Origin of the sequence: Pseudoalteromonas sp. Z9A6 (genome assembly GCF_011378805.1) — a bacterium.
Taxonomy (GTDB): Bacteria; Pseudomonadota; Gammaproteobacteria; order Enterobacterales; family Alteromonadaceae; genus Pseudoalteromonas; species Pseudoalteromonas distincta.
The window spans coordinates 23,654-50,342 of sequence record NZ_WTKZ01000015.1 but is presented as its reverse complement, the minus strand read 5'-3'; the positions used below and the strand labels follow the sequence as shown (position 1 = coordinate 50,342).

Genomic DNA, 26,689 nt, shown 5'->3' with positions numbered 1-26,689 from the left:
CTCCAAACATTAATCTGCAAAGGGCAGATAGATATTAAATTCAGTATGTCCAGGCCAGCTATCACATTCTATATAGCCATCATGTTGATCTATCAGCGTTTGCGCTATTGAGAGTCCTAACCCTGAGCCATCTTCTTTATTGGTGATCATAGGGTAGAACAGTGTTTCACGTACACTGGGATCAATACCTGGTCCGTTATCAGATATTTGGATCAACAAGGCTTTTTTAGGTGCTTTACCTGGGCGACGATGCTGATGATTAATGCGGGTTTTTATTGTTATTTCACCGCCATCTACAAGCGCCTGCTGAGCATTTCGAACAATGTTTAATACTACTTGCTGAATTTTACCTTGATCAATGTATACATCAGGAATGCTTGGGTCGTAATCCTTAACCAAGCTAATGTTAGAACAATTATCTAACGTACTTAGTCGTGCAACTGATTCAAGTGATTGATGTATATTGCCATACGATTTTTGCGGAAGCTGATTTGGCCCTAAAAGCCTATCTACTAATTCACGTAATCGGTCGGCTTGCTCAATGATAAGTTCAGCACATTGGTCTCTTTCTTGTTGATCAACCTCATACTGCAATAACTGCGCCGCTCCGCGAATTCCACCTAAAGGATTTTTAATTTCGTGAGCTAAGCCTCTAATTAGATTTCGGGCTGCTTGGTATTGATGCATTTGATTAGACGCTTGGTCGTGCTTAATTTCGTCATCAGTTTGGCGCCACTCAAATAAAATATAAAGTGAGCCTTCAAACTTAATTTGTCGTGTACTTACGGCTACTTTTGCATGGCGAGAATCGCTAAAAACCACGTCAGCTCTGTGCTGCTGGCAATCTACACCTTCAACTAATGAGTATTGTTCTATACGCTGCAAATCGATTGAATGGTAATTAAAAAGACTATCGAAAGGCTGATCTAATAGGCGCTTGTTACCAAGGCCAAGCAGTTCGCTAGTACTGGTATTGGCATAGACAACGGTGAAGTTTTTATCAAGCAACATGATAGCGGTTGTTTGATTTTGCCAAATAGCATCGAGTAGCTCAGGGCTAAAGTTTTTATTATTAATCATAGCTGCACCATTTTAGTGCGTTGATATTTACAAGCAAGTTATATAGTAAAATACACTGCTGCACGTTTAGTAATGCCCCAATTTAGTTACTTAGGTTTAGCCCTTTTCGGTGCATAAAAAATATGCAGGGCTCACTTATAGCAATAACTTGGTTTTTACTATTCAAAAGCTTTAATTGTAGTGTGTGCTCACCACGTTCTACATCTCTTATTGCAAAGGTTGAACTGTCACTGGCTGGGCCATGTGCTTTGCCATCAATAAAAAGTTGTATAGTAAAACCAGTTTCAAAGCGTGGTTTTATTCGGCTAGTAACATAAACAGTGCCGGTATTTTCACGAATAGTCTGGTTATGATCAGGTGAGGAAATGGCAATACTAAAGGCCGCTTGTTGGGGCTGGGGTTGCTCGTCAAAAATGTCAGTATTTGTTGCAGGCATATTAAGATCTTGGCTGGTAAGCTTTACCTCTTTAGCACCTTTATGAGGGGTGTCAGAGAACACTAATACGCCATTTTTATCTTTCCAAGCGTATATCTTTGTTTCACCAGCGTAACCATAATTGCTTAATCCTAAAGCAATTAATAGTAATAAAATCTTGTTGTTCACTCTGCAGCCCTGCATTTTTGTCGGTAACTTAACTTTAGTGGAGATTGATTAATTTTACCATTAAAAAAGCCCGCAAAGCGGGCTTGAGAACACACATATTTTATACAGCTAAATTAACAGCTGTAGTACATTTCAAACTCAACTGGGTGAGTTGTCATGTTAAGCTTTTCAACTTCTTTAGATTTAAGTTCGATGTAAGCATCGATTAAGTCATCAGTGAATACACCACCTTGAGTTAAGAATTCACGGTCTGCGCTAAGTGCAGATAGTGCTTCGTCAAGTGATGCTGCAACAGTTGGGATTTCTGCTGCTTCTTCAGCTGGTAAGTCATATAAATCTTTATCCATAGCATCGCCAGGGTGGATCTTGTTTTTGATACCATCAAGGCCAGCCATAAGCATTGCTGAGAAAGCAAGGTATGGGTTAGCTGTTGGATCTGGGAAGCGTACTTCAATACGACGACCTTTTTCAGATGGAACCACTGGGATACGGATTGATGCAGAACGGTTACGTGCAGAGTATGCAAGCATAACTGGTGCTTCAAAACCTGGTACTAAACGTTTGTACGAGTTAGTAGAGGCGTTTGCAAAAGCGTTAATTGCTTTAGCATGCTTGATGATACCACCAATGTAGTAAAGCGCATCTTCAGAAAGGCCGCCGTACTTATCACCAGCAAAAAGGTTTACACCATCTTTAGCAAGTGACTGGTGACAATGCATACCAGAACCGTTATCACCAACAACTGGCTTAGGCATAAACGTTGCTGTTTTACCGTATAAGTGAGCCATGTTATGGATAACATATTTCATTTCTTGGATTTCATCCGCTTTTAATACCATTGTATTAAAGCGAGTAGCAATCTCGTTTTGACCTGCTGTTGCAACTTCGTGGTGATGTGCTTCTACTACTTGACCCATTTCTTCTAGAACTAGACACGTAGCTGAACGCCAATCTTGGAAGTCATCAACAGGAGCAACTGGGAAGTAACCGCCTTTAATACCTGGACGGTGACCTGTGTTGCCATCTGCATATTCTTTATCTGAGTTCCAAGCAGCTTGCTTAGAATCAATTTTGTACATAGAACCAGACATATCTGATTTGTATTTAACGTCGTCAAATACGAAAAACTCTGGCTCAGGGCCAAATAAAACTGTATCTGCAATACCTGTAGAGCGCATGTAATCTTCAGCACGCTTAGCAACAGAACGCGGGTCGCGCTCATAACCTTGAAGTGTTGAAGGCTCTACTACGTCACAACGTACGATTAATGTTGATTCTTCAGTGAAAGGGTCTAGTTTGATTGATTCAGCAACTGGCATTAATACCATGTCTGATTCGTTTATGCCTTTCCAGCCTGCAATTGAAGAACCGTCAAACATTTTACCGTCTTCAAAAAAGTCTTCATCAACTTGGTGATGAGGAATAGATATATGTTGTTCTTTACCCTTAGTGTCAGTAAAGCGTAAATCAATGAACTTGACGTCATTTTCTTTAATAAAATCTAAAACCGATTGTGACATGTGTCCTCCAACTATTGGGTTTTGTTATTGCTGCATAATTGCTTTGGGATTTACTAAGCTGATTTTGTGCCATTTTTATAACTAGCTGTTTATAAATTAAAAAAATATCGTTGCATCAAAATGGAATGTACAAACGCACTATATTGGTGCGTAAATTTTCCTTTTTGGTGCAAAATTTACAGGGCACAATTTGCTGCTAATTTAATCGCTCGGAAATAGCATAACCTAAATGCAAAAGAGTACCAAAAAGATCAGCAAAATAGCCAAAAAGGCTGTTTTTCAAAAAAAATTTGAAATTTAATTCATATAATTGTCATATATAAAACAGATACTTAGTAAAAGTATTGAGAAAGTTTTGAAATTTATATTGGATAAACTTTCATCCATGTCATTAATGAGGGATAATATGCGCCCTTTTAAATCCTATGCTGGGACATCTCGCGAAAGCGTGGATGAGTGCGTAGATCTTGCAGGATCAATGAGAATTTAATTTCTCTGAGTAAATATATGAGCATCGAACAGTTAAGAAATATAGCGATTATCGCGCACGTTGACCATGGTAAAACAACACTGGTTGACAAACTACTTGAGCAATCAGGTACATTAGAAACACGCGGCGGTAACGAAGAGCGCGTGATGGACTCAAACGACATTGAGAAAGAACGTGGTATTACCATTTTGGCTAAAAACACAGCCATTTCTTGGAATGACTACCATATCAATATCGTAGATACCCCGGGACACGCCGATTTCGGTGGTGAAGTTGAACGCGTACTTTCGATGGCTGACTCAGTATTATTACTTGTTGATGCTCAAGAAGGTCCAATGCCGCAAACGCGTTTCGTTACGCAAAAAGCATTCGCGCAAGGCTTAAAGCCAATCGTCGTTATCAATAAAATTGATAAGCCAGGCGCTCGTCCAGATTGGGTTATGGATCAAATCTTTGATTTATTCGACAACCTTGGCGCGACTGACGAACAGTTAGACTTTAAAGTAATCTACGCTTCAGCAATCAACGGTTGGGCAACACTAGATTTAGACGAACCATCAGACAACATGGAACCTATGTTCAAGATGATCGTTGAAGAAGTATCACCACCGGATGCAGATCCTGAAGGTGACTTCCAAATGCAAATTTCTCAACTAGATTACAACTCTTATGTTGGTGTAGTTGGTATTGGTCGTATAAAACGTGGTTCTGTTGCTCCTAACCAACAAGTTACTATTATCAGTGCTGATGGCACTACACGTAATGGTAAAATTGGTGCAGTACAAAGCTACCTAGGTCTTGAGCGTATCGAAACTGATAGAGCTTACGCTGGTAACATCGTAACTGTAACAGGTATTGGTGAGCTTAAGATTTCTGATACAGTTTGTTTCCCAGGAAACGTTGAAGCATTACCACCACTAAGTGTTGATGAGCCAACTGTAACAATGACATTCTCTGTAAATAACTCACCTTTCTGTGGTAAAGAAGGTAAGTTTGTAACGTCACGTAATATCCGTGAGCGTTTAGACAAAGAATTAGTACACAACGTAGCACTTCGCGTTGAAGATACTGCAAGCCCAGATAGCTTCCGTGTTTCTGGTCGTGGTGAATTACACCTAGGTATCTTAATCGAAAACATGCGTCGTGAAGGTTACGAGCTTTCAGTTTCTCGTCCAGAAGTTATCTTACGTACTGTAGATGGCGTTCTAGAAGAACCGTTTGAAACAGTGACTATTGACTGTCAAGAAGAGCATCAAGGTTCTGTTATGGAACAAGTTGGCCTACGTAAAGGTGAACTTACTAACATGACTCCAGATGGCAAAGGCCGTATGCGTTTAGACTTCATGATCCCAAGCCGTGGTTTAATTGGTTTCCAAACTGATTTCATGACGCTTACTTCGGGTTCTGGTCTTATGTACCATACGTTCGATCATTATGGTCCTCATAAAGGTGGCGCTATCGGTGTTCGTAAGAACGGCGTAATGATTGCAAACGCAACTGGTAAAGCACTTACTAACGCATTATTCAACTTACAAGAGCGCGGCCGTTTATTCATCGGTCACGGTGTTGAAGTATACGAAGGTATGGTTATCGGTATTCATAACCGTGATAACGACCTTACAGTTAACGCCCTTAAAGGCAAGCAGTTAACTAACGTACGTGCATCTGGTACTGATGAAGCGCAAACGCTTTCTCCACACCTTAACTACTCACTTGAGCAAGCGCTTGAGTTCATCGATGATGACGAGCTAGTTGAAGTTACTCCACTAAACATTCGTATCCGTAAGAAACACCTTACAGAAAACGAACGTAAACGTGCGGGTCGTGCACCTAAGTCATAATCTATTAATTTAGAATAATGATTTTAAAAGCCGCTGTATTGAAAAATACAGCGGCTTTTTTGTGAACAATAGTTAGCGAGAGAAGAGCTGTAAGCTCTCAGGTTGGAAGAACATCGCGGTTGGTTCGATACTGTTAAGCAGTTTTTAATATTGAACCTAAAAAAGGTATTAAGTTATTATCAAAGCTATATTTAATATGTGCGAGTAAGCTAGTGTGAATACCGAAAATGTAATTAAGGCAAAACTAGAGATAGAACATATTGCTGAACTGCAAAAATATAAAGATGAATTTGAAACGTTAGGAAAAAATGATTGGGGCTTGAAAGATCTCATATTAATTTTTTTACCGTTTGTTTTGTTATCAATTGCTAATAGCTTCTATGATATTGAAACTGAATTATTTCAAATAATATGTTTTATTTTCCTTGCTTCAGCTGTGGTGCAGGGAATGATTAGGGAGCAAACCAAAAAAACAAATCGCAGAATTGATTTGCTTCTTAAAATTATTAAACATGAGCAAAAGGGTGGCTGAAATTAGCTTTATATTAGGGCGCAGCCCGCTCTTTGTCTAAGCAAAAACGTGCTTGAGAATTAAATAATCGATAATGCAAAGTATCTGTGTTTGTTGGTGGTGGGGTCGTTGGGTTTCGCTGCGCTCAACCCAACCTTGTATCTCTTCTTGATGGGGGTGGCTTACTTTTTAGGGAGTAGGGTTATTTTGCCAAATACGTCGGCATCTATAAAACCACGGTTTCTGTCGCCATTTATTGGTTGTACTTCGTGTGAGCCCATAAAGTGCTCGCGCACGTCACTGCCATCGTTATCGCAATACGCTAACATAAAGCCTATTACTTGCTTTTCGCTAAGTGTAATTGGGGTGTTTTTAGCACCTTCTTTATAATCATTAGGGTAGAGTTTTATTGCTACTTCCCACGTAATGTTAAAAGGTGCGGTGGTATTGCGCTTCCAGTTACTTGTTAGGTGGTCGGTATACAAGTGGGCTTGTTTATCAGGGCCGTAATCGGCGGCTTGGTTATCAAGGCCAATGTGGTACGCCAAAGCGGTGTGATTAAATTGGTGGTTTCCGCCCGATGCGTCGCTGTCTATAAACACTTCAAGCGCATCGTCATCCCAATATTTATAGGTTGGATCTGCGTGTTTATCTATTAGAACATCATCCACAATATCGGCTTGTAGGTATAAATAGTTTTGATCCCACAATAAGCGATAACGCCCTTTAAAGTCGGCATCGTTTGATGGCAGTGTGCCATCCATTAGATAAGGCATGTCGTGCCAAGCGGCTTTATCCCATGCGCTTTCTGATACGCCATCAATAGTAATTGGGGTTGATGTATGTTCAACATCAATAGCCATTGCTGGCGTGCTTAATAAAAAGCTTAAGGCGAGTGCTAATTTCTTCATTAATCTCTCAATTTTATTGTCGATTTGTCTTAATGTAATAACAATCTTAAAACAGCTAAGTAAATAGTTACAGTGAAATACTTTCGCCTTCGTTTAAAATATACAGCGGTACTTTTGAATCCATTTTATTGTACATATGCAATAAGCGAAGTAAGGCTGAATGACTGCTGTGGTCGCCCATTTTCCAACTTGAGTTACCGTATCCCCACGGTATCATTACTTTACAATTAAGCTCTTGTGCTGCGTTGAGCGCGTCTTCAGGTGTGGTGTGCACGTAACGGTACCAGTTAGGATCGTCTTTACTGTAGTAAGAAGCGATTGGGATTAAGCATCCATCTATATCGCCATATGTCTTTAAAGTGTTTTGAGTAGCCTGTATCGCCTGCAAAAAATAAGGTGCTACCGTTTTGTTCAAGCAGCCAGCCATTCCATAAGTCTTTATTGTTATCTTCGTAAAGAAAGGGCACTAATACGCGAGCGCTAAAATGATGAGCTGGCAGGGCGTTAATAACTAAGTCGTCAATGTTGGTTGTTGAGTACCACGGCATTTCGCTAATATTAAAACCGCCGGTAGGGAAGTTGTCGGCCATCCCGAGTGGTGTTAAATAGCGAGGTTTATTGCCAATGCTTTGTATGTCGGCTTTATTAAAATGATCGTAATGAATATGCGAATACATTACCGCATCAATATTTTCCAGTTCTTGCTCACTAGGCCAAGCGCCTGCTTTACGATAAGTGCCACCGCTGAGTTTAAAGCCAAGTGCGACTGGAGAATCAAACTGATTTTTTACCGGATCAAACAGCACATTTTGACCATTTGGGGTGTTAATTACAAAACTAGCGTGACCAAGCCAGCGTGCTGTATAGCCAGTGCTAAGTTGTGGTTTAGTTTGCTGGCCTTGGTACTGGCAGTTTTCGCTGCCGGTTTTGCATAGTAAGTCTGGGTGGGCTGGGTAGCAGTTTTCAGTACAGGTGGTGGGATATGTTTTTTCACCTGTGTATAAATTTTTATAACGGCCGTTCTTATCATTAATAACAACAACTGAGTCAGAGCTGGTAATACGATTAATATTATTAGGTGCACCGCAGGCCGTTATTATACATAAGAGCATTGCTGCGATTAAAAAGCGTTTCATTGTAAATCCCTTTTAGTATTCCCTTTAACATAAAAAAGCCTGCAATTAAGCAGGCTTGTTAAAGTAACAAATGATTAGCCAGCGCTATTCATTTGCTCAATAAATTTATTTGAATCGGCAATCGATTTGTTCATGTCGTTCATCAACAATTGAATATCGCGCTTAAGGTTAGTGAATTCACCTTTAATAGCCGATACCGCTTGTGCATTTAAGTTATGCTTTAAGTATAAAACGTTATCATGAAGCGAGGTTAATACTGGCTCCATTTTACTCTCTGCGCTGCGCATTGAGCGTAATAGCTGATCAAATTGACGCTTAGTCGCGGTTAGCTTTTTGCTGCTTTCACGCTTAAGTGACGCGCTTTTGTATTGCTCTAGCTCATCGCCCCACTCATCAAACAGGGCTTCTGCCACGTCTTCTACTTTATTGATGTTAGTTGACACTTCGTTAGCGGCATTTAAGCTCGACTCGTAATCGTCGTTTAACTGATTATAAGTGTCTTGTAGTTCGCCACCATTAAAATCGATTAGAGTCGTTAAGCGCTCTAGTGCCGATTTAAATTCTTCTTGTGACTCTTGCTGAGAGTCTTTGGTTTCTTCTACGCGGTCAATAAGAATATCGCGTTTGTGAACACCCACTTTTTCCATCGCAGAATAATAAGCTGATTGGCAGCCAGTTAAAGTAAGTGCTACGACAAGCATTGAAACACTGAGTAATGTTTGTTTTTTCATTTGAATTCCTGTTTACGAGCGTTAGTGCTGTAAATTATGGCGCTGATTGTTATTATAATCAAAACTATATAAGCACAAGTCAATTGTATGAATGATAAGCTCTCACATTACAAACAGCAAGTTAAGTCCTTTATACGCCAGCAGCCTGGTTGGTGGATGCAGTATTTTAATCGTTGTATAGACGATCAAATAACGGTTAATGCAGGTTACCTTGCTTACGTAACCCTTCTTTCTTTAGTGCCATTAATTGCGGTGGGTGTTGCTATATTTTCAGCTTTTCCGGGCTTTGAATCTACTCGCATGGAAATTGAGAGCTTTTTGTTTACCAACTTTGTCCCTACCTCTACCGATGTTATTAGAGAGCACATTAGCTCCTTTGCCGGTAACGCTAATCAAATGACGGCGGTAGGTATTGGCTTTTTAGCTGCAATAGCCTTGCTGTTAATACGTAATGTAGATGCCACACTAAATCGAATTTGGCGAATTAAGAAAAAACGCCCAATGATGATCTCATTTGCTGTGTACTGGATGGTTTTGAGCTTAGGGCCTGTATTACTCGGAGCGAGTATTGGTGTTACCTCTTATATTGTATCTTTGGTATCGTTTGCTGATCAGGGTATTCCGGGGTTTAGCGGGTTTTTGTTAAAGTTATTGCCGTATGGGATTTCGATGGTGGGCTTTATTATGCTCTACACTTTAGTGCCTAATACGCGTGTATCGTTCAGAGCGGCGATACCAGGCGCTTTTTTTGCGGCACTTTTATTTGAGCTGACTAAAAAAGGATTTGCACTTTATATTAGCCATTTTCCTTCGTACGAAGTTATTTACGGCGCAGTAGCAACCATTCCTATTTTGTTTGTATGGGTGTATTTGTCGTGGATTGTTGTTTTGCTTGGCGCTGAATTTACAGCGTGTATTAGCCCAAATGATATTCCAGAAACACCAGAGCTTGAATTAGAAGATGATGAGCCAGCAGTAAAGGACACAGTTTAAATGCAAGGTTTAATACAACGCGTAAAGCATGCCAAAGTAGAAATTAACAACCAAGTAGTAGGCGAAATTAACCAAGGTATATTGTTGTTGCTGGGCGTTGAAAAACACGACGATACGCAAACGGCCGATAAGCTTTTGCACAAGGTAAGTAATTATCGTATTTTTACTGACGAAAACGACAAAATGAACTTAAGCCTTAAAGATATTAAAGGTGAGTTGCTGGTGGTTTCGCAATTTACCTTAGCGGCAGATACTAAAAAGGGTATGCGCCCTAGCTTTTCATCTGCGGCAACGCCAAGCCAAGCTAACGAGCTTTACGAATACTTTGTAGCTCAAGCTAAAGAGTTGGGGCTTACAATAGCCACAGGTGGGTTTGGTGCCGATATGCAAGTAAGCTTGTGTAACGATGGGCCCGTTACGTTTAACTTATCTGTTTAAACTTTTTTAGTAACCACGACAATATGATTTACATAGCCCGTAATTTTTTGCGGGCTGACGTTACAGTCAAATACATCGAGTAATAGCTGCTGAAGTTGCTTTAATTGCGACTCATGCTGCGATAAAAAGTTAATAAATAGCACGCCGTTGTTATTTAAAGCCGAGTAGATTTTTTTATAAAATGCCTCTTCAAATAAAAATCGAGGTGCATCTATCTGGCTAAACAAATCGAGAATAATCCAATCAATATTTTGTGCACTTTTTAAAACCTGCTGTGCGTCGGCGCAAAGCAATTGATCATTTTTATTTGACGAAAAAAATTGTGTGTAGCAATCAATAATATCGGCGTTTTTTTCAACCGATGTTATTTGTGCTTTAGGGTATTTATGCTGTAAATAATTACGAATTGCTCCGCCGCCGAGACCAAGTTCTAACACTTTTTGTGGCGGCTTAAGAGCCTGCCAATGCTTACCTAGGCATAATAAATGTGGAAAAAGTAATAAATCCGGGTTATTTAAATCAACAACAGACTGAAGAGTATCGTTAATAAGTAACCAGCGTAACTGCTCGTGCTCACGTACTTGAATGTGATCGCCACTGAATTTATGCCAATAGATTAACTGACCAATGCTATGGCTATTTTCAATAAATTGATCGCTTAGCAAGCCCGTCAGCGAGTTTATATAATTGATTTTTTCCATCATATTCTCAGCATAAACTAGCAACATTAAAGCGCAATGGCCTTTGCCATTATTTTTTACGTTATTTTACAGCCATCACCAAAGTCGTATTTGCAGTTTTTTTAAGATGGAGTATGGTATTTGCCATAAATAATACCAACGGACTTAATTATTTAAGCTTTTTAGTTTGGTAGATAATCAATACGATTAGTATAGCGCCGTAGCCTTTTTTGACTTTTATTTACGGCTTATATAACAACAGGAGTATGTATGTTTCAGGTAAGCACCCCACAAAGTAGCGAAGATTGGCAAGCGTATTACCAATTGCGTTGGCAGGTATTACGCGCGCCTTGGGGCGAGCCACGTGGCTCTGAACAAGACGATATGGAACAAGACTCTGAGCACCGCTTTATAAAAAATAAAGAAGGCGAAGTGCTAGGTGTAGCACGTTTGCACTTTAACAATCATGAGCAAGCACAAGTGCGCTATATGGCGGTTGCAGAGGGTAATCGTAACCAGCATATTGGTAGTCGCTTACTGCACGAGCTTGAAAAAATTGCATGGGTTCAAAACGCAGGTGAGCTTGTATTGTTTGCACGCGAACGAGCGCTTGAATTTTATAAACGCCACGGTTACGAATTAAAAGAAAAAGCGCACTTAGCGTATGGCGATGTTCAACACTTTAAAATGGTAAAGCAAAAACCGTCTGAGCCAGGTTGGTTTCGTCACCCTAATTGGACGCAAGTACTACAAAATACGTGGCGTGAGTCTATTCCAATTAGTGACGCGATGGGTATTAAGGTAGAAAGCTATACCGATTGGCAATTTACAACCAGCGCCGACCTAGACGCTAACTTAAACCTACATAACACCATGTTTGCAGGCTCTATTTATAGCTTGGCCACGCTAACAGGTTGGGGCGCTACGTACTTAGCGCTTAAAGAAGCTGGGCTTGAAGGTAATATTGTATTAGCCGATGCTAACATTAAGTACTTAAAGCCGCTTACTACCGACCCACGTGGTTGTGTTGATATACAAACCTGTAAGGGCAAGTTAAGCGATTTAGAAACCGACGGTAAAGCAAGTTACGTAGTGCCAGTAACTGTTTACGATGGTGATAACGTGGTTGCAGAATTTGAAGGGCAGTTTGTAGTAAAAAAATAACTGTTTAGCTGTTCGATACACAAAAAAGCCAAGCGATGCTTGGCTTTTTTGTGCGTAAAACTTAGGGAAGTATTACAGCAAATCGGTTAATAATATACCTACACCAATACGTTCTACATCCGCATTGTAATCAATTAAGCTTTCGCCATAACCGTTAAAGTATTGTGCATAACCACGAACGCGGCCCCATAACGGAAATGACCAGTCGAGTTGAATTGCACCACGATTATCTGAATTTAAATTGTTACGCGTCATAAAGCTAAATTCATGGTCATGAAAACGATATGCGCCGCTAAATTCAAAGTAACCCATGTATTTGTATATGTCTGGGTTGTCGTCGCCATTGGCTTCTAAAATATCTTCTTTTTCGTCCTCAGCTATCCGATACCAAGGTTTAAAGCTAAAAACAAAGCCTCTGTTTTCCCAGATAAATTCTGCATAAATACGGTTCCACGAACGCGAGTTTGGTTGGCTTCGACCATTTGATTGATGCGAAATACCTAATGCGATTGCCATTTCGTCGCCCCATAATACGTTTTCTGGGTCGAGGTAATTTATCCAAAATATCTCTGGTTCGTAGTTTGTTTCACGAAATGGAGACGAAATTTCTGAGTTATAAATTTGCCAATATGATTGCAGTGTAAAACCAAAAAATATGGCTTGGTCTTTATCCGAAAAATCATCGTAAAGAGGCACTTTTATCGATAGCTGATATTTTGCTTCTAGGTTGTCGAGCGGTTCGCCGTCGTTATCATCTGTTAGTGCATCAAAACCATCAAAAGGGCGATCGTTTGGGTGTGATACGTACGAAAGCGGTAAAATATAGTTACGCTTATGTGGCGTAATTACATTTCTATTTTTTTTACCTACTTCTTCACGGGCTTGACGTTTATCAAGCGCGGTAAGTTGTTTATTTTCTTCAAGAGCTGAACACTTTTTACGAAGATCGTCTAATGTCTGTTTACCATCTCCGCCAATTACCTCATTTAAAATACACTGTTTTACAAGCTCGATGTCGTTGTCTTGCTCGTTTGTAGCAACTTCTTCTTGTGCGAAGGTAGCGGTACTAATTAAAGCAGAAAGAGTTATCCAGTGGCGCCAGCTCATTGTAATTCCTTGTGAGTTTGGGTTGTTGTATGCGTTAATTTAATTATAACGTCTTTTTACATATGTAACGGTGAACTTTTACTGAATTTGCATTTATAACAAGGTCCATACGTATACAAAGTAAGTATAGATCAAAAGAAAAGCGGCCTAAGCCGCTTTTCTAATGCACATTAACTATTTTAGTTAATTTATACCAATTTTATTAAAAACATGATCATTCTAGCGTATTAAATAACTCACTAACTACGTTAAAAATTATTTATATAGAACAACTATGTACCATAATTTTAGCCTTGTTATTAAGCTATTTCCTTATCGCTATAATAGATCACTAATTTAATGCAATTGGTATTACTCTCACGCAATGAGAAGGGTGAGCTAAAGCTCAAATATGTTAGTAAAAAACTTATAAAGCTCGGTACCTTGATTAACACTCGCTGAGGCAAAGTGCAAAATAGCAATTGCATCGCAATCAAGAGTAAGTGTTTGCAATGGTTGCTCACTTAAGTAGCGCTCCATGCGTAAAATATTGGCAATAGGCTCACCAGCTTTAATGTGCCCGCCAAGTGGAGCTAAGTATTCAACCATGCCGCCAATAGGGGCATAATAGGCAAAGTAGTCATCTAAGTTACATGCATAACGAGTGATATTAGCTGGCGTATGCGGTGCGTTTTGTAATACGCCTTTGTGATTTAAGTAACTTAAAATGCTGTTTGCATCGTTTAATGCTTCTTTTAAGTCTATTTTTTCTTGGCTGCCTAGCTCTACAGTAAATGCTTCTACAGGTATTGATAATTCGCGACCTTGTCCGCTAAGTGCATCACTTAAATGCCACCATGGGCAAAAGTTAGCTTCATCCATAGCGCCGTCAAAATCACTAGGAATAAGCAATACATGCTCAATATTAAAGTAACGTGCGCTGTCGGTTGCATAGCTTGGGCAGTACAGATGCTTGCTTGAAATAGGGCCTGTGTGTAAATCGAGTACTATATCAGCCTGATGAGCGAGCTTTTGTAAGTTAAGCGCAATGCGTTTACCCGTATTGAGTAAATAAGCAGGGCCGTTAAGTTTGCTGTCTACTTCGTCAATAAGTGCCTGTTTGAAGTTACTTTTTAATGTAGCGTCGTCATACTGAGTATGATTTTGTGCAAACTGTGCCACTAAATTTTTATTGTAGTGATACATGCGATTCCAATTAGTGCCCGTAATCGGATCGAACCTGCCAAGGGTAAACTCGCCAGATTTTTGATTACAACCAATCGGATTGGCATAAGGTACAAGGGTAATATCGCCACTAAGGTTAAGGTGTTTTAATTGCTCAAGCAGCTGAAAAATAACTGCGTTACCTTGCACTTCAGCGCCATGCATATTGGCCTGAATGTAAACACTTGGCCCTGTGCCATTGCCTTTTAAACGATACACAGGAATTGTAAGCGGTAAGCCGTTTGCAACTTCCCCTACTACAATGTTCTCTTGGCTAATGTGTGTTGTATTACTCATACTTGTTACCTTAAATAATGGCTGGCATTTTCGGCTTGGCGAACACAGGTAAGTGTACCGTTTTGCAAGGTGTACTCAGCAGCTAGCTCATGGCATAAAAAATACGGCATACTTTCGGTAAAGCCGTAAGCACCGCATTGGCTAAACACTAGCCAGTCGTGCTCATTTAAGTCGCTTGGTAAGTTATGTTCACCCAAGCAATCAAGCGCTGTACAAAGTGGGCCGTATAAAGTGACCGCTTGAGTTTTAGCACTGGATTCACGCAGTAATGCAGCAGGAAAGTCTTGGCTGGTAACAGCAGGGCGTAATAAGTGATTTATACCGCCGCTTAAAATTACTTGTTCTTGATTGTAGTTTTGTTTGCGCTCTACTACTGGGTTTGCGTAATGACCGCATTCGCCCACGGCATAGCGACCAAGTTCCATCCATAATTCTTCTACACCCGCATCATTTTTAATTTTAGCGAGCGCAGCAATTAAGTCATCCCAATCAAGTGTTGCTTCGTTTTGTGTATAAGGAATACCTAAACCACCACCTAAATCTAAAATCTTAAGGCTAATATTTAAATCGCTGGCAAGTTGGCTAAGAGGTGCAATCATTTGTGACCACAAATCGCTTAGCTTTTGCGTGCTAAGCATGTTGCCCCACTGAAAAATATGCAGGCCGTCAAATTTAAGTGCAGGGTAGTCAGCTACATTGAGTGCTTGCCACTCATCACAACCCATACCAAACGGCGTAAGGCTATCGCCGCCCAGAGGGTTTTTTTCACCTTCAGGCCAGCGTAATTGCACTCGCAGTAATACTTGTAACTGCGTGTTTTGTAGTTGTGCTTGTTGGTTTAACCAACGTACTTGATTGAGGCTTTCTGCTACGAATATACGCACGCCGCGCTCAATAAAGTGTTTAATTTGTTTAGGGCTTTTTGCAGGCCCTGTGTTGAGCACGCGCTGCGAGCTAATACCTTGTGCGAGTACTTGCTCAAGCTCACCTTTACTTGCTACGTCAAAATTAAAGCCAGCACTGTCTAAGCTTTGAATAATTTTAGACAGTGGGTTTGCTTTTACCGCGTACCACAGTTTTACATCGGTTTGCGCAACTAAACGCGCAAGATGCGTGTTTAGTTGATCTAAATCGTAAACAAAAAAAGGTGTATCAAGTTGTTGTGTAATTGTATTTACAGCGGTTTTGATAGGCGTGCTCAAAAAGCTCATTATCGTAAAACCTCTTCAAGCAATAACGATGCATCGCTTTTCTCGTCGCGGTATTTAACTATTAACGCACACGACATGCTTAGGCCTTGCTCGCGCGCCCATTCGTTTGACGCAGGGCGAGAGCCCGGTATTACAATCGCGTACTCTGGGATTGGCTCGCCTTTATCTAGTTGGCGCTCGTTTACGCAGTCGTATACCGGAATAGTTGCTGATAAACGCACGCCTGGGGCAAGTACTGCGCCTTTTTTAATGACTACGCCTTCAACAATAATACAGCCAGCGCCAATAAAGGCGTCGTCTTCCACAACTACTGGGCTTGCACCAATTGGCTCAAGTACACCACCAAGCTGAACTGCAGCGCTTAAATGTACGTTTTTACCTACTTGTGCACAAGAACCCACTAATGCGTGGCTATCTACCATTGTGCCTTCGTCGATATATGCGCCAATGTTTACATACGCTGGTGGCATAATAATCGTGCCTTTAGCAACATAAGCACCACGGCGAACACTTGAGCCACCTGGTACCATACGAACGCCATCGTCAGTACTAAACTCTTGTGGAGCTAGGTTATGTTTATCAACAAAGCCGCCTGCAAACTCAGTATTAGTGCCATTTTTAAAGGCTTCTAAAATGCCTTGCTTTACTTCTACGTTAGCTTGCCATTGGCCGCTTTCGTTTTGTGATGCTGCGCGTACTGCGCCCGATTCTAAATTATTTAATAGTTCTAACCAGCTCATTATAAAAACCTGTATTTAATGCCAAGATAAAATGGTGTTGTTTGCAGTTGTGATGCAATCGGTTTGAGTTAACTCAAGATGTGTTAAAGGTGGACGAAGTTGCGGGCTGCTTAAGCGGCCTTGCAAATGCATCAGTACCTTTACGGGAATAGGGTTTGCGACAGCAAATAGGCTATTAATAGCGCTTGACCACAGGGCAAATAAATTAGGGTGTTGACCACTTAAACTGCGCTGAACAAACTCGTGAGTTTGTCCAGGCCATGCGTTTGCAGCTACCGACACCAAACCTTTTGCGCCAGCTTGAGCAAAATAAGGCATTAGCGCATCGTCGCCACTAAAAATAGCTAAATTAGGCGCCGCTTGGCGGTAAGCTTCAAACTGAGCAATACTGCCGCTCGCTTCTTTTAACGCCCATAAGTTTTTATTGTTTTGTAAGTTTTGAATTGTTGCCGCTGGGATGCTAACAGCGCTTCGACCTGGTACGTTATAAAGCATACATGGGTGAGCGCTTGCATTTAGTAGGCTTTCAAACCAATGAGTTTGACCTACAGCGCCAGGCTTTGCATAAAGCGGTGAGCCAAGTAAAAAGCTATGAATTGGGAGTGTATTACAGTAGTTAACCCACTCAATTTGTTGCTTTAAGTTACTACCGCCGACAGCTACCATGAGTGGTACTGTTGGTTTTAGCTGGCATACGTGCTCAACAATGGCTTGTTGTTCTTTTAGCGTTAGTGCTAAACCTTCGCCCGTACTGCCAAGTAGCAAAATACCGTTATGTGCCGCTTCTTGATCACTAACCAGCTTAGTTAACGTGTTGTAGTCAACATCGCCGTGTTGATCAAATGGCGTAACGAGCGCGGTCCACAGTGAGTAGTCGTTTAAATTGAAGTTGTTGATCATCTCTCACGAACTTATAATTTGTACCAATTTTATTAAAAACGTGATCATTTTAGCGATAACTAATTTAATGTAATTGGTATTATTCGAAGAGTTAAAAAGCTTTATGGAAGGAGCCGCATTAACGTCGTTCGAACTAATAATTCGAAGAGCGAATGGGCTTAAAATAATAGGGCGCACGGCCTTAATATTTAAGACCAGAAGCTCTCCACCAAACTAACAAGCTGCTTTTTATAAACAGCTATTGGTGACAGTCGCTAGGGTTCAACCTAGTCGCCCGAAATAAACACCTCGCAAAAGTGGTTACTTCTCGGCGTTAATTCCCCTCACGTATGCTTACTGGAGTTTGCGCTCCTAACATACGCTACCTGAATAACGCACCTCTTCTAGCCCTTTGCACCTGTTTGTAGAGTAAAACTTACAAACCTGTGCAATTTAAATAGGGTAATTACGGCGATTAAAGCATTTTAGCCGTCTAGGTGTCAAGCGACTAAATACAGATTAATTCATCGAAAAGAGGGGTGGTTACGTATTAGGTGCTTTTCTCGTACACTAGCAATATAAGTAGTGAGGTATTTAATTAGTATGGAAAAATTTAGCGATATTTATAAGCGAGCGGTAGAGCGAAAAGGCTCTGAAAAAATGCTTAAGTTATTACTTGCAAAACCGCTATCTAAAAAACAACTAAGCACGTTAAGTGACGACGATTGGCTTGAAGAATTTACTCGAAAAGTATTTCAAAGCGGCTTTTATTGGTCAGTCATAAATAATAAGTGGCCGGGCTTTAGAGAGGTTTTTTGGGATTTTAGCGTTGACAAGTTATTAATGATGCCACCTGATATGCTGGAACAAAAAGCAACGGATGAGCGCATTGTTCGTAACTATAAAAAAGTAAAAACAATTACCGAAAATGCTTACATGATCCACGAAATAGCAGGGGAACATGGCAGTTTTAGTCAGTTTATCGCTAATTGGCCAACAGAGGATATTATTGGTTTGTGGGCGTATTTAAAAAAACATGGTTCGCGTTTAGGCGGAAATACAGGGCCTTATGCGCTGCGAGCACTTGGTAAAGATACATTTTTACTATCACGCGATGTAGAGAATTATTTGCGTGCCCATAAAATTATAGACGGCGGCTTACAAACTAAAAAGTCACTAAATGCAGCCCAAGCTTTTTTTAACGAAATGCAAAAGCAAAGCGGCTTAAGTATGCAAGAGTTAAGCTTAATTGTTGCTTATGGCGTAGGTGACAACCGGGTTGGTATAAGTCAGCAATAATAGGAATTACCATGAAATTAGTGCCAAGATACACAGATATTGCGGAAAATTTCGCAATAGAAGATTTCCCTGCAAGTGTCGCCTCTCCTCAGCTACTACTGTGGAATGAGAGCTTAGCAAAACAATTTAATATTAACGTTGCGGCTGATTTGCGTGCCAGCACTTTTAGCGGTAACGAAAAACAGGCGATTCCTGCAGTAGCACTTGGTTACTCTGGGCACCAATTTGGACATTTTTCACCCCGCTTAGGCGATGGACGAGCGCACTTACTGGGCGCTATTAGTGATGATGAAAACCAGTTATGGGATATTCAATTAAAAGGCTCTGGTGCTACTCCTTACTCAAGAGGGGGAGATGGGCGTTGTGCTCTTGGTCCTGCTATTCGTGAATACGTAATGAGCGAAGCAATGCATGCACTGGGAGTTAAAACCACACGCTGCTTAGCGGTTGTTGGTAGTGGTGAAACGGTTTATCGTAATCCGCCACAAGCTGGGGCTATCGTTACGCGTGTAGCAACTAGCCATATTCGTGTTGGCTCGTTTCAATATTTAGCGACGCAAGGCGATGTTGAAGGGCTTAAAAATTTAGCCGATTTAGCTATAGAGCGTCACTACCCAGAAATAACCGATACAGGTTCGCAGCGATATTTAGCATTTTTAGGCGCTGTGATTAAAAACCAAGTTAAGCTAGTTGTGAGCTGGATGCGTGTTGGCTTTATTCACGGAGTAATGAATACAGATAATACGCTAGTTAGCGGAGAGACCATTGATTACGGTCCGTGTGCCATGATGAATAGCTTTGATTTTGATACCGTATTTAGCTCTATAGACAAACAAGGCCGCTATGCATTTGGTAATCAACCTAATATAGCTAACTGGAACTGCGCACGCTTAGCTGAGAGTTTAATACCGCTTATTAGCGATGATGACGAGCAAGCGGTTTCATTAATGACGCCATTTATTAATAGTTTTGCTGAGCAGTTTAATACTGAGTTTACGGCTATGTGGGCACAAAAATTGGGTTTAAATGAATCTAGCGATAGTAGTGGTGAGTTAATAGCAGAGTTGTTAACGCTATTAAAAGATAATCAGCTCGACTACACCAACACCTTTGATGCGCTTACTGAATCCTTAAAAGGAGAAAAAAGCGTACCTGAGTCGCTAATTGAATGGAGAGCTAAGTGGGTAAGCTTAACTGACGATAATAGTTATAAAGTAATGAGAGCGGCAAATCCTCGTGTTATACCGCGAAATCATGTGATCGAAGAAATAATTGAACAATATAACGCTACAGGATCTAGCGAGTTACTACAGCGCTTTATAAAAATAGCCGGCAATCCATATTCTAACAGTGAAGAATTATCAGAATTTTGCTCTCCACCGACTAATGATAATGACTACCAGACTTTTTGTGGTACTTAATACTTAACTTTAAATATAACCGCATGATTAAAAAGAGTCATTTTTTAATCAAACATGCGCATATACCTAGGGGAATGCTAATTCTGGTGGTATTATGCGCACAATATAAAGCAAGCAATATTTCTTTGCATTTATAAGTGCATTCAATTTAATTGCTCTTACTTTCCTTGCTAAGTACTAATTTACAAAAACTACTATATTTATTTTTCAATAAAGTTTTAATTTCGCCTATAGTAAGTGGATGTGTGTTGTGACAAGGCATAGAAAAAAAGTTATAAACTTTATTTTTCGTTAAGTATTGATTAACAAAGGCTCAGTTAGTCTATATAAAACTGATTGAGCTAGTATCGATTAGCTACAATTTAAAATTGTTCAAATGGGAAGAAAACAATGAAATTAAAAACACTTACAATTGCAATCGCGTTGGCTGCAACTAGCGCATCTACATTCGCTGCTGATAAAGAAGAAGGTTTCTACATTGGCGCATTTGGTGACTACTATGACGCATCTTGGAAAAACATGCGTGATCAAGCCGGTCTTGACGTAAACGAATCAACTGGCTGGGGTGTTGAAGCTGGTTACCGTTTCAGTGATTACTGGAGCGCACGTCTTGAATATGCAGACATGGATTTTAATGCTTTTGATAAAGTTGCTGGCAACCGTAACAATATTGATGGCGAGCGTTACGGTATTGATGCTCTTTACCATTTAGACGGCGGTCCTTTCTATGGTCTTTTCGGTATTAAAGAAATTGACGTAGTTGATGACAACACATTCTTAAATGCAGGTGTTGGTTACCAGCATTTCATTACAGATGGCTTATTTGTAAATGCTGAAACAGCTGTATACCAAGGCCTTGACCGTGGTTATACAGATGTTGGCGCTAAAATTGGTATTAACTACTTATTTGGCCAAAACTCTGCACCGGTTGAGCAAGTTAAACCTGCTCCTGAAGTTGTTGAAGTAGCTGTAGCCCCTGCAGACAGCGATAATGATAATATTGCTGACGCAGATGATAAGTGTCCTAACACACCTATGACTGATGCTGTAGATGGTACTGGTTGTACTTTATATGAAGATAAAGAAGTAACAGTAAGCTTATTAGTGACTTTCCCTAACAATGCTTCTGCAGTATCTACTCAATATTTAGATGATATTGAAAAAGTATCTGCATTCTTAAAAGAGTATCCAGATACAACAGTACTATTAGAAGGTCACACTTCTGCTGTAGGTAAAGCAACTTACAACAAATGGTTATCTAAAAAACGTGCTGATGCTGTAGCTAAGCAACTTGTTGCTGATGGCATTGCTGAAGACCGTATTACTACAGTTGGTTTAGGTGAAGAGCGTCTTAAAAATGATGCAAACACTAAAGCTGCAAACGCAGAAAACCGTCGTGTAGAAGCGCATATCAAAACTATCAAAAACGTTAAAGTTTTACGTTAATTAAGTAGTTTGTAATAAAAACCCAGCCAAGTGCTGGGTTTTTTTATGGCTGTAATAAAATAATATTAGTTAATGGTAATGATTCTTACTTAACAAGTATTCATGAAAATAGTTTTTACCACAACCACTATTCATAGTATTTATAATCGGTATAATCAGTTGCGCAACTGGATGGATTTTCATCTATCCATAAAAGCTTTATAATTACGCGTTAGAATACTATAAGTATTGGGTAACTTATTCGCGCCCAAAGCGCTACCGGATACTTTCACGTCACCAAGAGGGCAATATTGTGCTACAAGAATATCGTAAACACGTAGAAGAACGTGCCGCGTTAGGTATCGTACCAGCGCCATTAGATGCTCAGCAAACTGCTGATCTTATTGAATTAATAAAAAACCCACCTGCAGGTGAAGAAGAATTCATTTTAGATTTGTTCATTCAGCGTATACCAGCTGGTGTTGATGATGCTGCTTATATTAAAGCGGGATTTTTAGCAGCTGTAGCTAAAGGTGAAGCTAATTCTCCACTTGTTTCTAAAGAAAAAGCGGCAGAATTATTAGGTACAATGCTGGGCGGTTACAATATCGCGCCAATGATTGACCTACTTGATGACGAAACACTTGCACCAATCGTAGTTAAAGGCCTTTCAAATACATTACTTATGTTTGATGCGTTCTACGATGTTGAAGAAAAAGCAAAAGCGGGTAATACATTCGCTAAGCAAATTATTGAGTCTTGGGCAAATGCGCAGTGGTTTACTAATAAGCCAGCTGTTGCTGAAAAGATCTCAGTTACTGTATTTAAAGTAACTGGCGAGACAAATACTGATGACTTATCACCAGCACCAGATGCATGGTCTCGTCCAGATATCCCACTTCATGCTTTAGCAATGCTAAAAATTGAACGTGATGGAATTACACCAGACAAGCCAGGCGAAGTAGGTCCAATCTCTCAGCTTGAAGAATTAAAAACTAAAGGCTTACCACTTGCATATGTGGGTGATGTTGTTGGTACTGGTTCTTCTCGTAAGTCTGCAACTAACTCTGTACTTTGGTTCATGGGCGATGATATCCCATTCGTACCAAACAAGCGTGTTGGCGGTGTATGTCTAGGTAATAAAATTGCTCCAATCTTCTTCAATACAATGGAAGATTCAGGTGCATTACCAATCGAATTAAATGTTGATGAGCTTAACATGGGTGAGCAAATCGATATTTACCCGTACGAAGGTGTTGTTAAGAGCCACGGTACTGACAAAGTAATCTCAACTTTTGAACTTAAATCTGATGTAATTTTAGATGAAGTTCGTGCTGGTGGTCGTATACCACTTATCATTGGTCGTGGTTTAACTGATAAAGCACGTACATCACTTGGCCTAGGTCCAACTGATGTATTTAAAGTACCAACAGTGACAGAAGTTTCTGAAAAAGGCTTCACACTAGCGCAAAAAATGGTTGGTAAAGCGTGTAACGTTCCAGGTATTCGCCCAGGGCAATACTGTGAACCTAAAATGACAACTGTTGGCTCGCAAGATACAACAGGTCCTATGACACGTGACGAACTTAAAGACTTAGCATGTTTAGGTTTTTCTGCAGATTTAACAATGCAGTCTTTCTGTCATACGTCGGCTTACCCTAAACCAATCGATGTAAACACTCACCATACGCTTCCTGATTTCATCATGAACCGTGGCGGTGTGTCACTTCGCCCAGGTGATGGTGTAATTCACTCATGGTTAAACCGTATGTTATTACCAGATACTGTAGGTACTGGTGGTGATTCACATACACGTTTCCCATTAGGTATTTCATTCCCAGCAGGTTCGGGTGCAGTAGCATTCGCAGCAGCTACAGGTGTTATGCCTCTTGATATGCCTGAGTCAATTTTGGTTCGCTTTAAAGGTGAAATGCAACCAGGTATCACTTTACGTGACCTTGTACATGCAATCCCTTACTTCGGTATTAAAGAAGGTTTATTAACAGTTGAGAAAAAAGGTAAAATTAACGAATTCTCTGGTCGTGTACTAGAAATTGAAGGCGTTGAACACCTAACTGTTGAGCAAGCGTTTGAACTATCAGATGCATCTGCAGAGCGTTCTGCAGCAGGTTGTGCGGTTAAACTTTCTAAAGAGTCTATCGCAGAATACCTAGAATCAAACATTGTTATGCTTAAATGGATGATCTCTGAAGGTTACGGCGATGTACGTACTATTGAGCGTCGTATTACTGCAATGCAAGATTGGTTAGCTAACCCAGAACTAATGGAAGCTGACGCTGACGCAGAGTACAAACATGTACTTGAAATCGATTTAGCAGACATTAAAGAGCCAATCCTTTGTGCTCCAAATGACCCAGATGATGCACGTTTATTATCTGATGTTACTGGCGAGAAAATCGACGAAGTATTCATCGGTTCTTGTATGACTAACATCGGTCACTTCCGCGCAGCAGGTAAGTTACTAGATGGCTTTAAAGGTCGTATCCCAACTCAGCTTTGGGTTGCCCCGCCAACTAAGATGGATAAAGATCAGCTTACAGACGAAGGTTACTACGGTATCTTTGGTCGTGTAGGTGCACGTATCGAAACTCCAGGTTGTTCACTATGTATGGGTAACCAAGCACGTGTTGCAGACAAAGCAACGGTTGTGTCTACCTCTACACGTAACTTCCCTAACCGTTTAGGTAATGGCGCGAACGTATTCTTAGCTTCAGCAGAACTTGCTGCAGTAGCGGCTATTTTAGGTAAACTACCTACTCCAGCTGAGTACCAAGAATACGCAGCGAAGATTAATGCAACGGCTGCAGATACTTACCGTTACTTAAACTTCCACCGTATGCCTGCTTACACTAAAAAAGCAGACAACGTGATTATTCAACAAGCTGTATAACTTTTAGAGTTTGTTTAAAAACCCGCTTCGGCGGGTTTTTTATTGGCTAAAAAAAATATTAGATAGTTCATGCTTCTTTTTTTGTATTATTGTATTAACTCTAGTCTTAAATTGCTTTTAAAGTAATTAATCGCGCAAAAATTCCTATCAAAATGCATTAAAATCCTTATCAATATTCTCATTATTTTAGGCGAGATTTTATGACAGCATTAAACAACCAGAATTTATTGCAACTACGTTTTGTTAACCAAGCAAATATTGATTTGGTTAAACCTTCTTTTGATAACCTTCCTGCAAACCTTTATGCAGATGGTGCCTTTCGTAAACGTCGTTATTCAGTAGTAAAAATGCAAAATGGTGAAATAAAGCTACAGCAAGCCAAAGCATTTGTTCAAGATGATTCAATTAATACTTTTCAAGGTAATGTAGAGCGTACTTACGAAAATTTAGAGCAAAGTTTACTTGAGTCAGAAGGCATGAAAAGCATTGTAAATGAGTTTCGCCAACTTACCGGTATTGATGAGCAGCGTGATATTGAAATTCATCAGTTCCGCATGCTTGCCATTGATAGCGATACACCTGCAGCGCCAGAAGGCGTGCATCAAGATGGTTTTGACCACGTATGTATATGCGGTGTTTCTCACGAGAACTTAGAAGGTGGCGAACTGCTTGTATACGAAAATAAGCAAGCTGAGCCTTGTTTTAAAATGGAAATAAAAGACGGCATGTTTGCATTAATAAATGACCGTCAAGTGTGGCATAACGCAACACCTATGAACAAAATTGATGCTAGCAAACCAGGTTATCTGGATTGTTTTGTATTAACGTCTTAAGGAAGTTAGGCATGAACATAACGCAATTACGTGAGCAGTTTCCAGCATTAATGCAGAACGTTGATGGTAAATCGCCAATATTTTTAGACGGACCAGGTGGCTCGCAGGTACCAACATCGGTGCTTACTGCGATGACTGCTTATTTAGGTCATTATAATTCGAACTTAGGTGGCGCGTTTTTTTCAAGTGATAAAACGGTTGAGTTGATGGCGAATGCGCGCCAAGCCGCCGCTGACTTACTTAATGCACCTAGCTCACAACAAATTGTGTTTGGTCCAAACATGACCAGCCTTACGTTTAGTTTTAGCCGTGCAATTTCACGCGACTGGCAGGCTGGCGATGAAATAATTGTAACCAATGCCGATCACTTCTCGAATGTATCGTCGTGGCAACAAGCTGCAGAAGATAAAGGCGCTAAAGTTAATACGGCTTTAATTAACGAAGCTGATTGCAGCTTAGATATGGCGCAATTTGAAAGCTTATTAAACAGCAACACTAAGCTTGTAGCGGTCACTTATGCTTCAAATACCACAGGTTCAATTAATAATATTAAACGTATTGTTGAGCTTGCTCACGATGTAGGTGCACTTGTTTATGTTGATGCCGTACATTATACACCGCACGAACTTGTTGACGTGCAAGCACTTGATTGCGACTTCTTAGCGTGCTCTGCGTATAAGTTTTTTGGCCCGCATTTAGGTATGGTTTACGGTAAAAAAGAACATTTAGACGGGTTTACGCCTTACAAGGTTGAGCCAGCTAAAGACGTAGCACCAGGTCGCTGGGAAACCGGCACGCAAAGCTTTGAAGCAATGGCTGGTTTTATCGCAGCTGTTGATTACATTGCGGCGATTAGCGAACTTGACGATAGCCATTCACGCCGCGAAAAGTTAAGCGTTGCTTTTGCTAAAACTAAGCAGCACGAAATGGCGCTTAGCGAACACTTTTTAACGCGCTTAGTTAATTATCCACGTATTAAGTTATTTGGTATTGATGATTTTGATCGCCTTAATGAGCGTACACCTACTTTTGCTTTAATTTTTGAAGGGCTTGAGCCACGCGCCGTTTCAGAATTTCTAGGTAAGCAGCATATTTGCGTGTGGGATGGTAATTTTTACGCGCAAGGGTTGTGCAAGCAATTAGATGTGCTTGATAAAGGCGGCGTAGTGCGCATTGGTTGTATGCACTACAACACCATTGAAGAGCTAGATCAGTTGTTTAATTTATTTGATGAACTGCTCGGTTAAATAATACTGATTTTGGT

At 40.4% G+C, this 26,689-nt stretch carries 22 protein-coding genes, 1 pseudogene and 1 riboswitch; of the genes and pseudogenes, 11 read left to right on the top strand and 12 right to left on the bottom strand.

Annotated features, from left to right (window positions below):
• Nucleotides 1-9 precede the first annotated feature (9 nt).
• The 3 genes from glnL to glnA all read right to left on the bottom strand — a co-directional run bounded on the left by glnL (nt 10) and on the right by glnA (nt 3,204).
• A complete protein-coding gene (glnL, locus tag GQR53_RS08220; protein ID WP_165743525.1) occupies nt 10-1,080 on the bottom strand; it encodes a nitrogen regulation protein NR(II) in 1,071 nt (356 codons plus the stop codon).
• Nucleotides 1,081-1,162: 82 nt separating this feature from the next.
• Nucleotides 1,163-1,684: a DUF4124 domain-containing protein gene (locus GQR53_RS08215; RefSeq protein ID WP_165743523.1), complete on the bottom strand. Its 522-nt coding sequence runs from the start codon at nt 1,682-1,684 to the stop codon at nt 1,163-1,165.
• Nucleotides 1,685-1,797: 113 nt separating this feature from the next.
• On the bottom strand, nt 1,798-3,204 hold the full coding sequence (gene glnA / locus GQR53_RS08210; RefSeq protein ID WP_024603879.1) for a glutamate--ammonia ligase: 1,407 nt from the start codon (nt 3,202-3,204) through the stop codon (nt 1,798-1,800).
• A 507-nt stretch (nt 3,205-3,711) separates the two neighbouring features.
• On the opposite strand from glnA, the gene typA reads away from it, so the two are divergent.
• The gene (gene typA / locus GQR53_RS08205) at nt 3,712-5,535 is read left to right on the top strand and encodes a translational GTPase TypA (protein ID WP_002961123.1); all 1,824 of its coding nucleotides are present in this window, start codon (nt 3,712-3,714) and stop codon (nt 5,533-5,535) included.
• Between the two features lie 214 nt (nt 5,536-5,749).
• The gene (locus tag GQR53_RS08200; RefSeq protein ID WP_165743522.1) at nt 5,750-6,067 is read left to right on the top strand and encodes a hypothetical protein; all 318 of its coding nucleotides are present in this window, start codon (nt 5,750-5,752) and stop codon (nt 6,065-6,067) included.
• A 161-nt stretch (nt 6,068-6,228) separates the two neighbouring features.
• Here the strand turns inward: GQR53_RS08200 and GQR53_RS08195 are convergent, their stop codons facing one another.
• The 3 genes and pseudogenes from GQR53_RS08195 to GQR53_RS08185 all read right to left on the bottom strand — a co-directional run bounded on the left by GQR53_RS08195 (nt 6,229) and on the right by GQR53_RS08185 (nt 8,824).
• Entirely contained in the window at nt 6,229-6,957 is a 729-nt protein-coding gene (locus GQR53_RS08195; protein ID WP_165743520.1) for a CBM9 family sugar-binding protein, read from the bottom strand.
• Nucleotides 6,958-7,024: 67 nt separating this feature from the next.
• Nucleotides 7,025-8,093, bottom strand: a pseudogene (locus tag GQR53_RS08190) (MBL fold metallo-hydrolase).
• Nucleotides 8,094-8,167: 74 nt separating this feature from the next.
• Nucleotides 8,168-8,824, bottom strand: coding sequence for a DUF2959 domain-containing protein (locus GQR53_RS08185; RefSeq protein WP_165743518.1), 657 nt, complete (start codon nt 8,822-8,824; stop codon nt 8,168-8,170).
• Nucleotides 8,825-8,911: 87 nt separating this feature from the next.
• Here GQR53_RS08185 and GQR53_RS08180 point away from each other — a divergent pair, with 87 nt between their 5' ends.
• Together GQR53_RS08180 and dtd are read left to right on the top strand one after the other, a co-directional pair.
• Nucleotides 8,912-9,817 (top strand): virulence factor BrkB family protein, encoded by a 906-nt coding sequence (locus GQR53_RS08180; protein ID WP_149594447.1) that lies wholly within the window; start codon nt 8,912-8,914, stop codon nt 9,815-9,817.
• Nucleotides 9,818-10,255: a D-aminoacyl-tRNA deacylase gene (gene dtd, locus GQR53_RS08175; protein WP_165743516.1), complete on the top strand. Its 438-nt coding sequence runs from the start codon at nt 9,818-9,820 to the stop codon at nt 10,253-10,255.
• On the opposite strand, the gene GQR53_RS08170 is transcribed toward dtd, so the two are convergent.
• Complete coding sequence (locus tag GQR53_RS08170) at nt 10,252-10,959, bottom strand: methyltransferase (RefSeq protein WP_165743547.1); 708 nt, start codon at nt 10,957-10,959, stop codon at nt 10,252-10,254. The genes dtd and GQR53_RS08170 overlap by 4 nt on opposite strands.
• 246 nt (nt 10,960-11,205) lie before the next feature.
• Between GQR53_RS08170 and GQR53_RS08165 the strand changes: the two genes are divergently transcribed.
• Entirely contained in the window at nt 11,206-12,099 is an 894-nt protein-coding gene (locus tag GQR53_RS08165; protein WP_149594448.1) for a bifunctional GNAT family N-acetyltransferase/hotdog fold thioesterase, read from the top strand.
• Between the two features lie 72 nt (nt 12,100-12,171).
• Here the strand turns inward: GQR53_RS08165 and GQR53_RS08160 are convergent, their stop codons facing one another.
• The 5 genes from GQR53_RS08160 to dapA all read right to left on the bottom strand — a co-directional run bounded on the left by GQR53_RS08160 (nt 12,172) and on the right by dapA (nt 17,557).
• Entirely contained in the window at nt 12,172-13,206 is a 1,035-nt protein-coding gene (locus tag GQR53_RS08160; RefSeq protein ID WP_165743514.1) for a phospholipase A, read from the bottom strand.
• A 378-nt stretch (nt 13,207-13,584) separates the two neighbouring features.
• Nucleotides 13,585-14,706: a succinylglutamate desuccinylase/aspartoacylase family protein gene (locus GQR53_RS08155; RefSeq protein WP_165743512.1), complete on the bottom strand. Its 1,122-nt coding sequence runs from the start codon at nt 14,704-14,706 to the stop codon at nt 13,585-13,587.
• Between the two features lie 5 nt (nt 14,707-14,711).
• Nucleotides 14,712-15,917, bottom strand: coding sequence for a PLP-dependent decarboxylase (locus GQR53_RS08150; protein ID WP_165743511.1), 1,206 nt, complete (start codon nt 15,915-15,917; stop codon nt 14,712-14,714).
• Complete coding sequence (locus GQR53_RS08145) at nt 15,917-16,657, bottom strand: 2,3,4,5-tetrahydropyridine-2,6-dicarboxylate N-succinyltransferase (protein ID WP_002958799.1); 741 nt, start codon at nt 16,655-16,657, stop codon at nt 15,917-15,919. Before GQR53_RS08145 ends, GQR53_RS08150 begins: the two co-directional genes overlap by 1 nt.
• Nucleotides 16,658-16,672: 15 nt before the next feature.
• Entirely contained in the window at nt 16,673-17,557 is an 885-nt protein-coding gene (gene dapA, locus GQR53_RS08140) for a 4-hydroxy-tetrahydrodipicolinate synthase (RefSeq protein ID WP_165743509.1), read from the bottom strand.
• A gap of 190 nt (nt 17,558-17,747) precedes the next feature.
• A riboswitch (Lysine riboswitch) is annotated at nt 17,748-17,948 on the bottom strand.
• Nucleotides 17,949-18,139: 191 nt separating this feature from the next.
• Here dapA and GQR53_RS08135 point away from each other — a divergent pair.
• The 6 genes from GQR53_RS08135 (at nt 18,140) to GQR53_RS08110 (ending at nt 26,672) form a co-directional block, all read left to right on the top strand.
• The gene (locus GQR53_RS08135; RefSeq protein ID WP_165743508.1) at nt 18,140-18,835 is read left to right on the top strand and encodes a DNA-3-methyladenine glycosylase I; all 696 of its coding nucleotides are present in this window, start codon (nt 18,140-18,142) and stop codon (nt 18,833-18,835) included.
• Nucleotides 18,836-18,846: 11 nt separating this feature from the next.
• A complete protein-coding gene (locus tag GQR53_RS08130) occupies nt 18,847-20,256 on the top strand; it encodes a protein adenylyltransferase SelO family protein (protein ID WP_165743506.1) in 1,410 nt (469 codons plus the stop codon).
• 390 nt (nt 20,257-20,646) lie between these two features.
• Complete coding sequence (locus GQR53_RS08125; protein WP_002958805.1) at nt 20,647-21,702, top strand: OmpA family protein; 1,056 nt, start codon at nt 20,647-20,649, stop codon at nt 21,700-21,702.
• A 292-nt stretch (nt 21,703-21,994) separates the two neighbouring features.
• A complete protein-coding gene (gene acnB, locus GQR53_RS08120; protein ID WP_002958806.1) occupies nt 21,995-24,592 on the top strand; it encodes a bifunctional aconitate hydratase 2/2-methylisocitrate dehydratase in 2,598 nt (865 codons plus the stop codon).
• Between the two features lie 200 nt (nt 24,593-24,792).
• On the top strand, nt 24,793-25,425 hold the full coding sequence (locus GQR53_RS08115; RefSeq protein WP_002958808.1) for a 2OG-Fe dioxygenase family protein: 633 nt from the start codon (nt 24,793-24,795) through the stop codon (nt 25,423-25,425).
• Between the two features lie 11 nt (nt 25,426-25,436).
• Complete coding sequence (locus GQR53_RS08110) at nt 25,437-26,672, top strand: cysteine desulfurase-like protein (protein ID WP_165743504.1); 1,236 nt, start codon at nt 25,437-25,439, stop codon at nt 26,670-26,672.
• Nucleotides 26,673-26,689: the final 17 nt, after the last annotated feature.

Bases quoted from the DNA above. Each gene is read 5' to 3' on its own strand.
- GQR53_RS08160 (WP_165743514.1), bottom strand. From the start codon at position 13,206: ATGAGCTGGCGCCACTGGATAACTCTTTCTGCTTTAATTAGTACCGCT.
- GQR53_RS08135 (WP_165743508.1), top strand. From the start codon at position 18,140: ATGGAAAAATTTAGCGATATTTATAAGCGAGCGGTAGAGCGAAAAGGC.
- GQR53_RS08170 (WP_165743547.1), bottom strand. From the start codon at position 10,959: ATGATGGAAAAAATCAATTATATAAACTCGCTGACGGGCTTGCTAAGC.
- glnA (WP_024603879.1), bottom strand. From the start codon at position 3,204: ATGTCACAATCGGTTTTAGATTTTATTAAAGAAAATGACGTCAAGTTC.
- GQR53_RS08165 (WP_149594448.1), top strand. From the start codon at position 11,206: ATGTTTCAGGTAAGCACCCCACAAAGTAGCGAAGATTGGCAAGCGTAT.
- GQR53_RS08150 (WP_165743511.1), bottom strand. From the start codon at position 15,917: ATGAGCTTTTTGAGCACGCCTATCAAAACCGCTGTAAATACAATTACA.
- glnL (WP_165743525.1), bottom strand. From the start codon at position 1,080: ATGATTAATAATAAAAACTTTAGCCCTGAGCTACTCGATGCTATTTGG.
- GQR53_RS08180 (WP_149594447.1), top strand. From the start codon at position 8,912: ATGAATGATAAGCTCTCACATTACAAACAGCAAGTTAAGTCCTTTATA.
- GQR53_RS08110 (WP_165743504.1), top strand. From the start codon at position 25,437: ATGAACATAACGCAATTACGTGAGCAGTTTCCAGCATTAATGCAGAAC.
- GQR53_RS08155 (WP_165743512.1), bottom strand. From the start codon at position 14,706: ATGAGTAATACAACACACATTAGCCAAGAGAACATTGTAGTAGGGGAA.
- GQR53_RS08195 (WP_165743520.1), bottom strand. From the start codon at position 6,957: ATGAAGAAATTAGCACTCGCCTTAAGCTTTTTATTAAGCACGCCAGCA.
- GQR53_RS08115 (WP_002958808.1), top strand. From the start codon at position 24,793: ATGACAGCATTAAACAACCAGAATTTATTGCAACTACGTTTTGTTAAC.
- GQR53_RS08145 (WP_002958799.1), bottom strand. From the start codon at position 16,657: ATGAGCTGGTTAGAACTATTAAATAATTTAGAATCGGGCGCAGTACGC.
- dapA (WP_165743509.1), bottom strand. From the start codon at position 17,557: ATGATCAACAACTTCAATTTAAACGACTACTCACTGTGGACCGCGCTC.
- dtd (WP_165743516.1), top strand. From the start codon at position 9,818: ATGCAAGGTTTAATACAACGCGTAAAGCATGCCAAAGTAGAAATTAAC.
- GQR53_RS08125 (WP_002958805.1), top strand. From the start codon at position 20,647: ATGAAATTAAAAACACTTACAATTGCAATCGCGTTGGCTGCAACTAGC.
- typA (WP_002961123.1), top strand. From the start codon at position 3,712: ATGAGCATCGAACAGTTAAGAAATATAGCGATTATCGCGCACGTTGAC.
- GQR53_RS08130 (WP_165743506.1), top strand. From the start codon at position 18,847: ATGAAATTAGTGCCAAGATACACAGATATTGCGGAAAATTTCGCAATA.
- GQR53_RS08185 (WP_165743518.1), bottom strand. From the start codon at position 8,824: ATGAAAAAACAAACATTACTCAGTGTTTCAATGCTTGTCGTAGCACTT.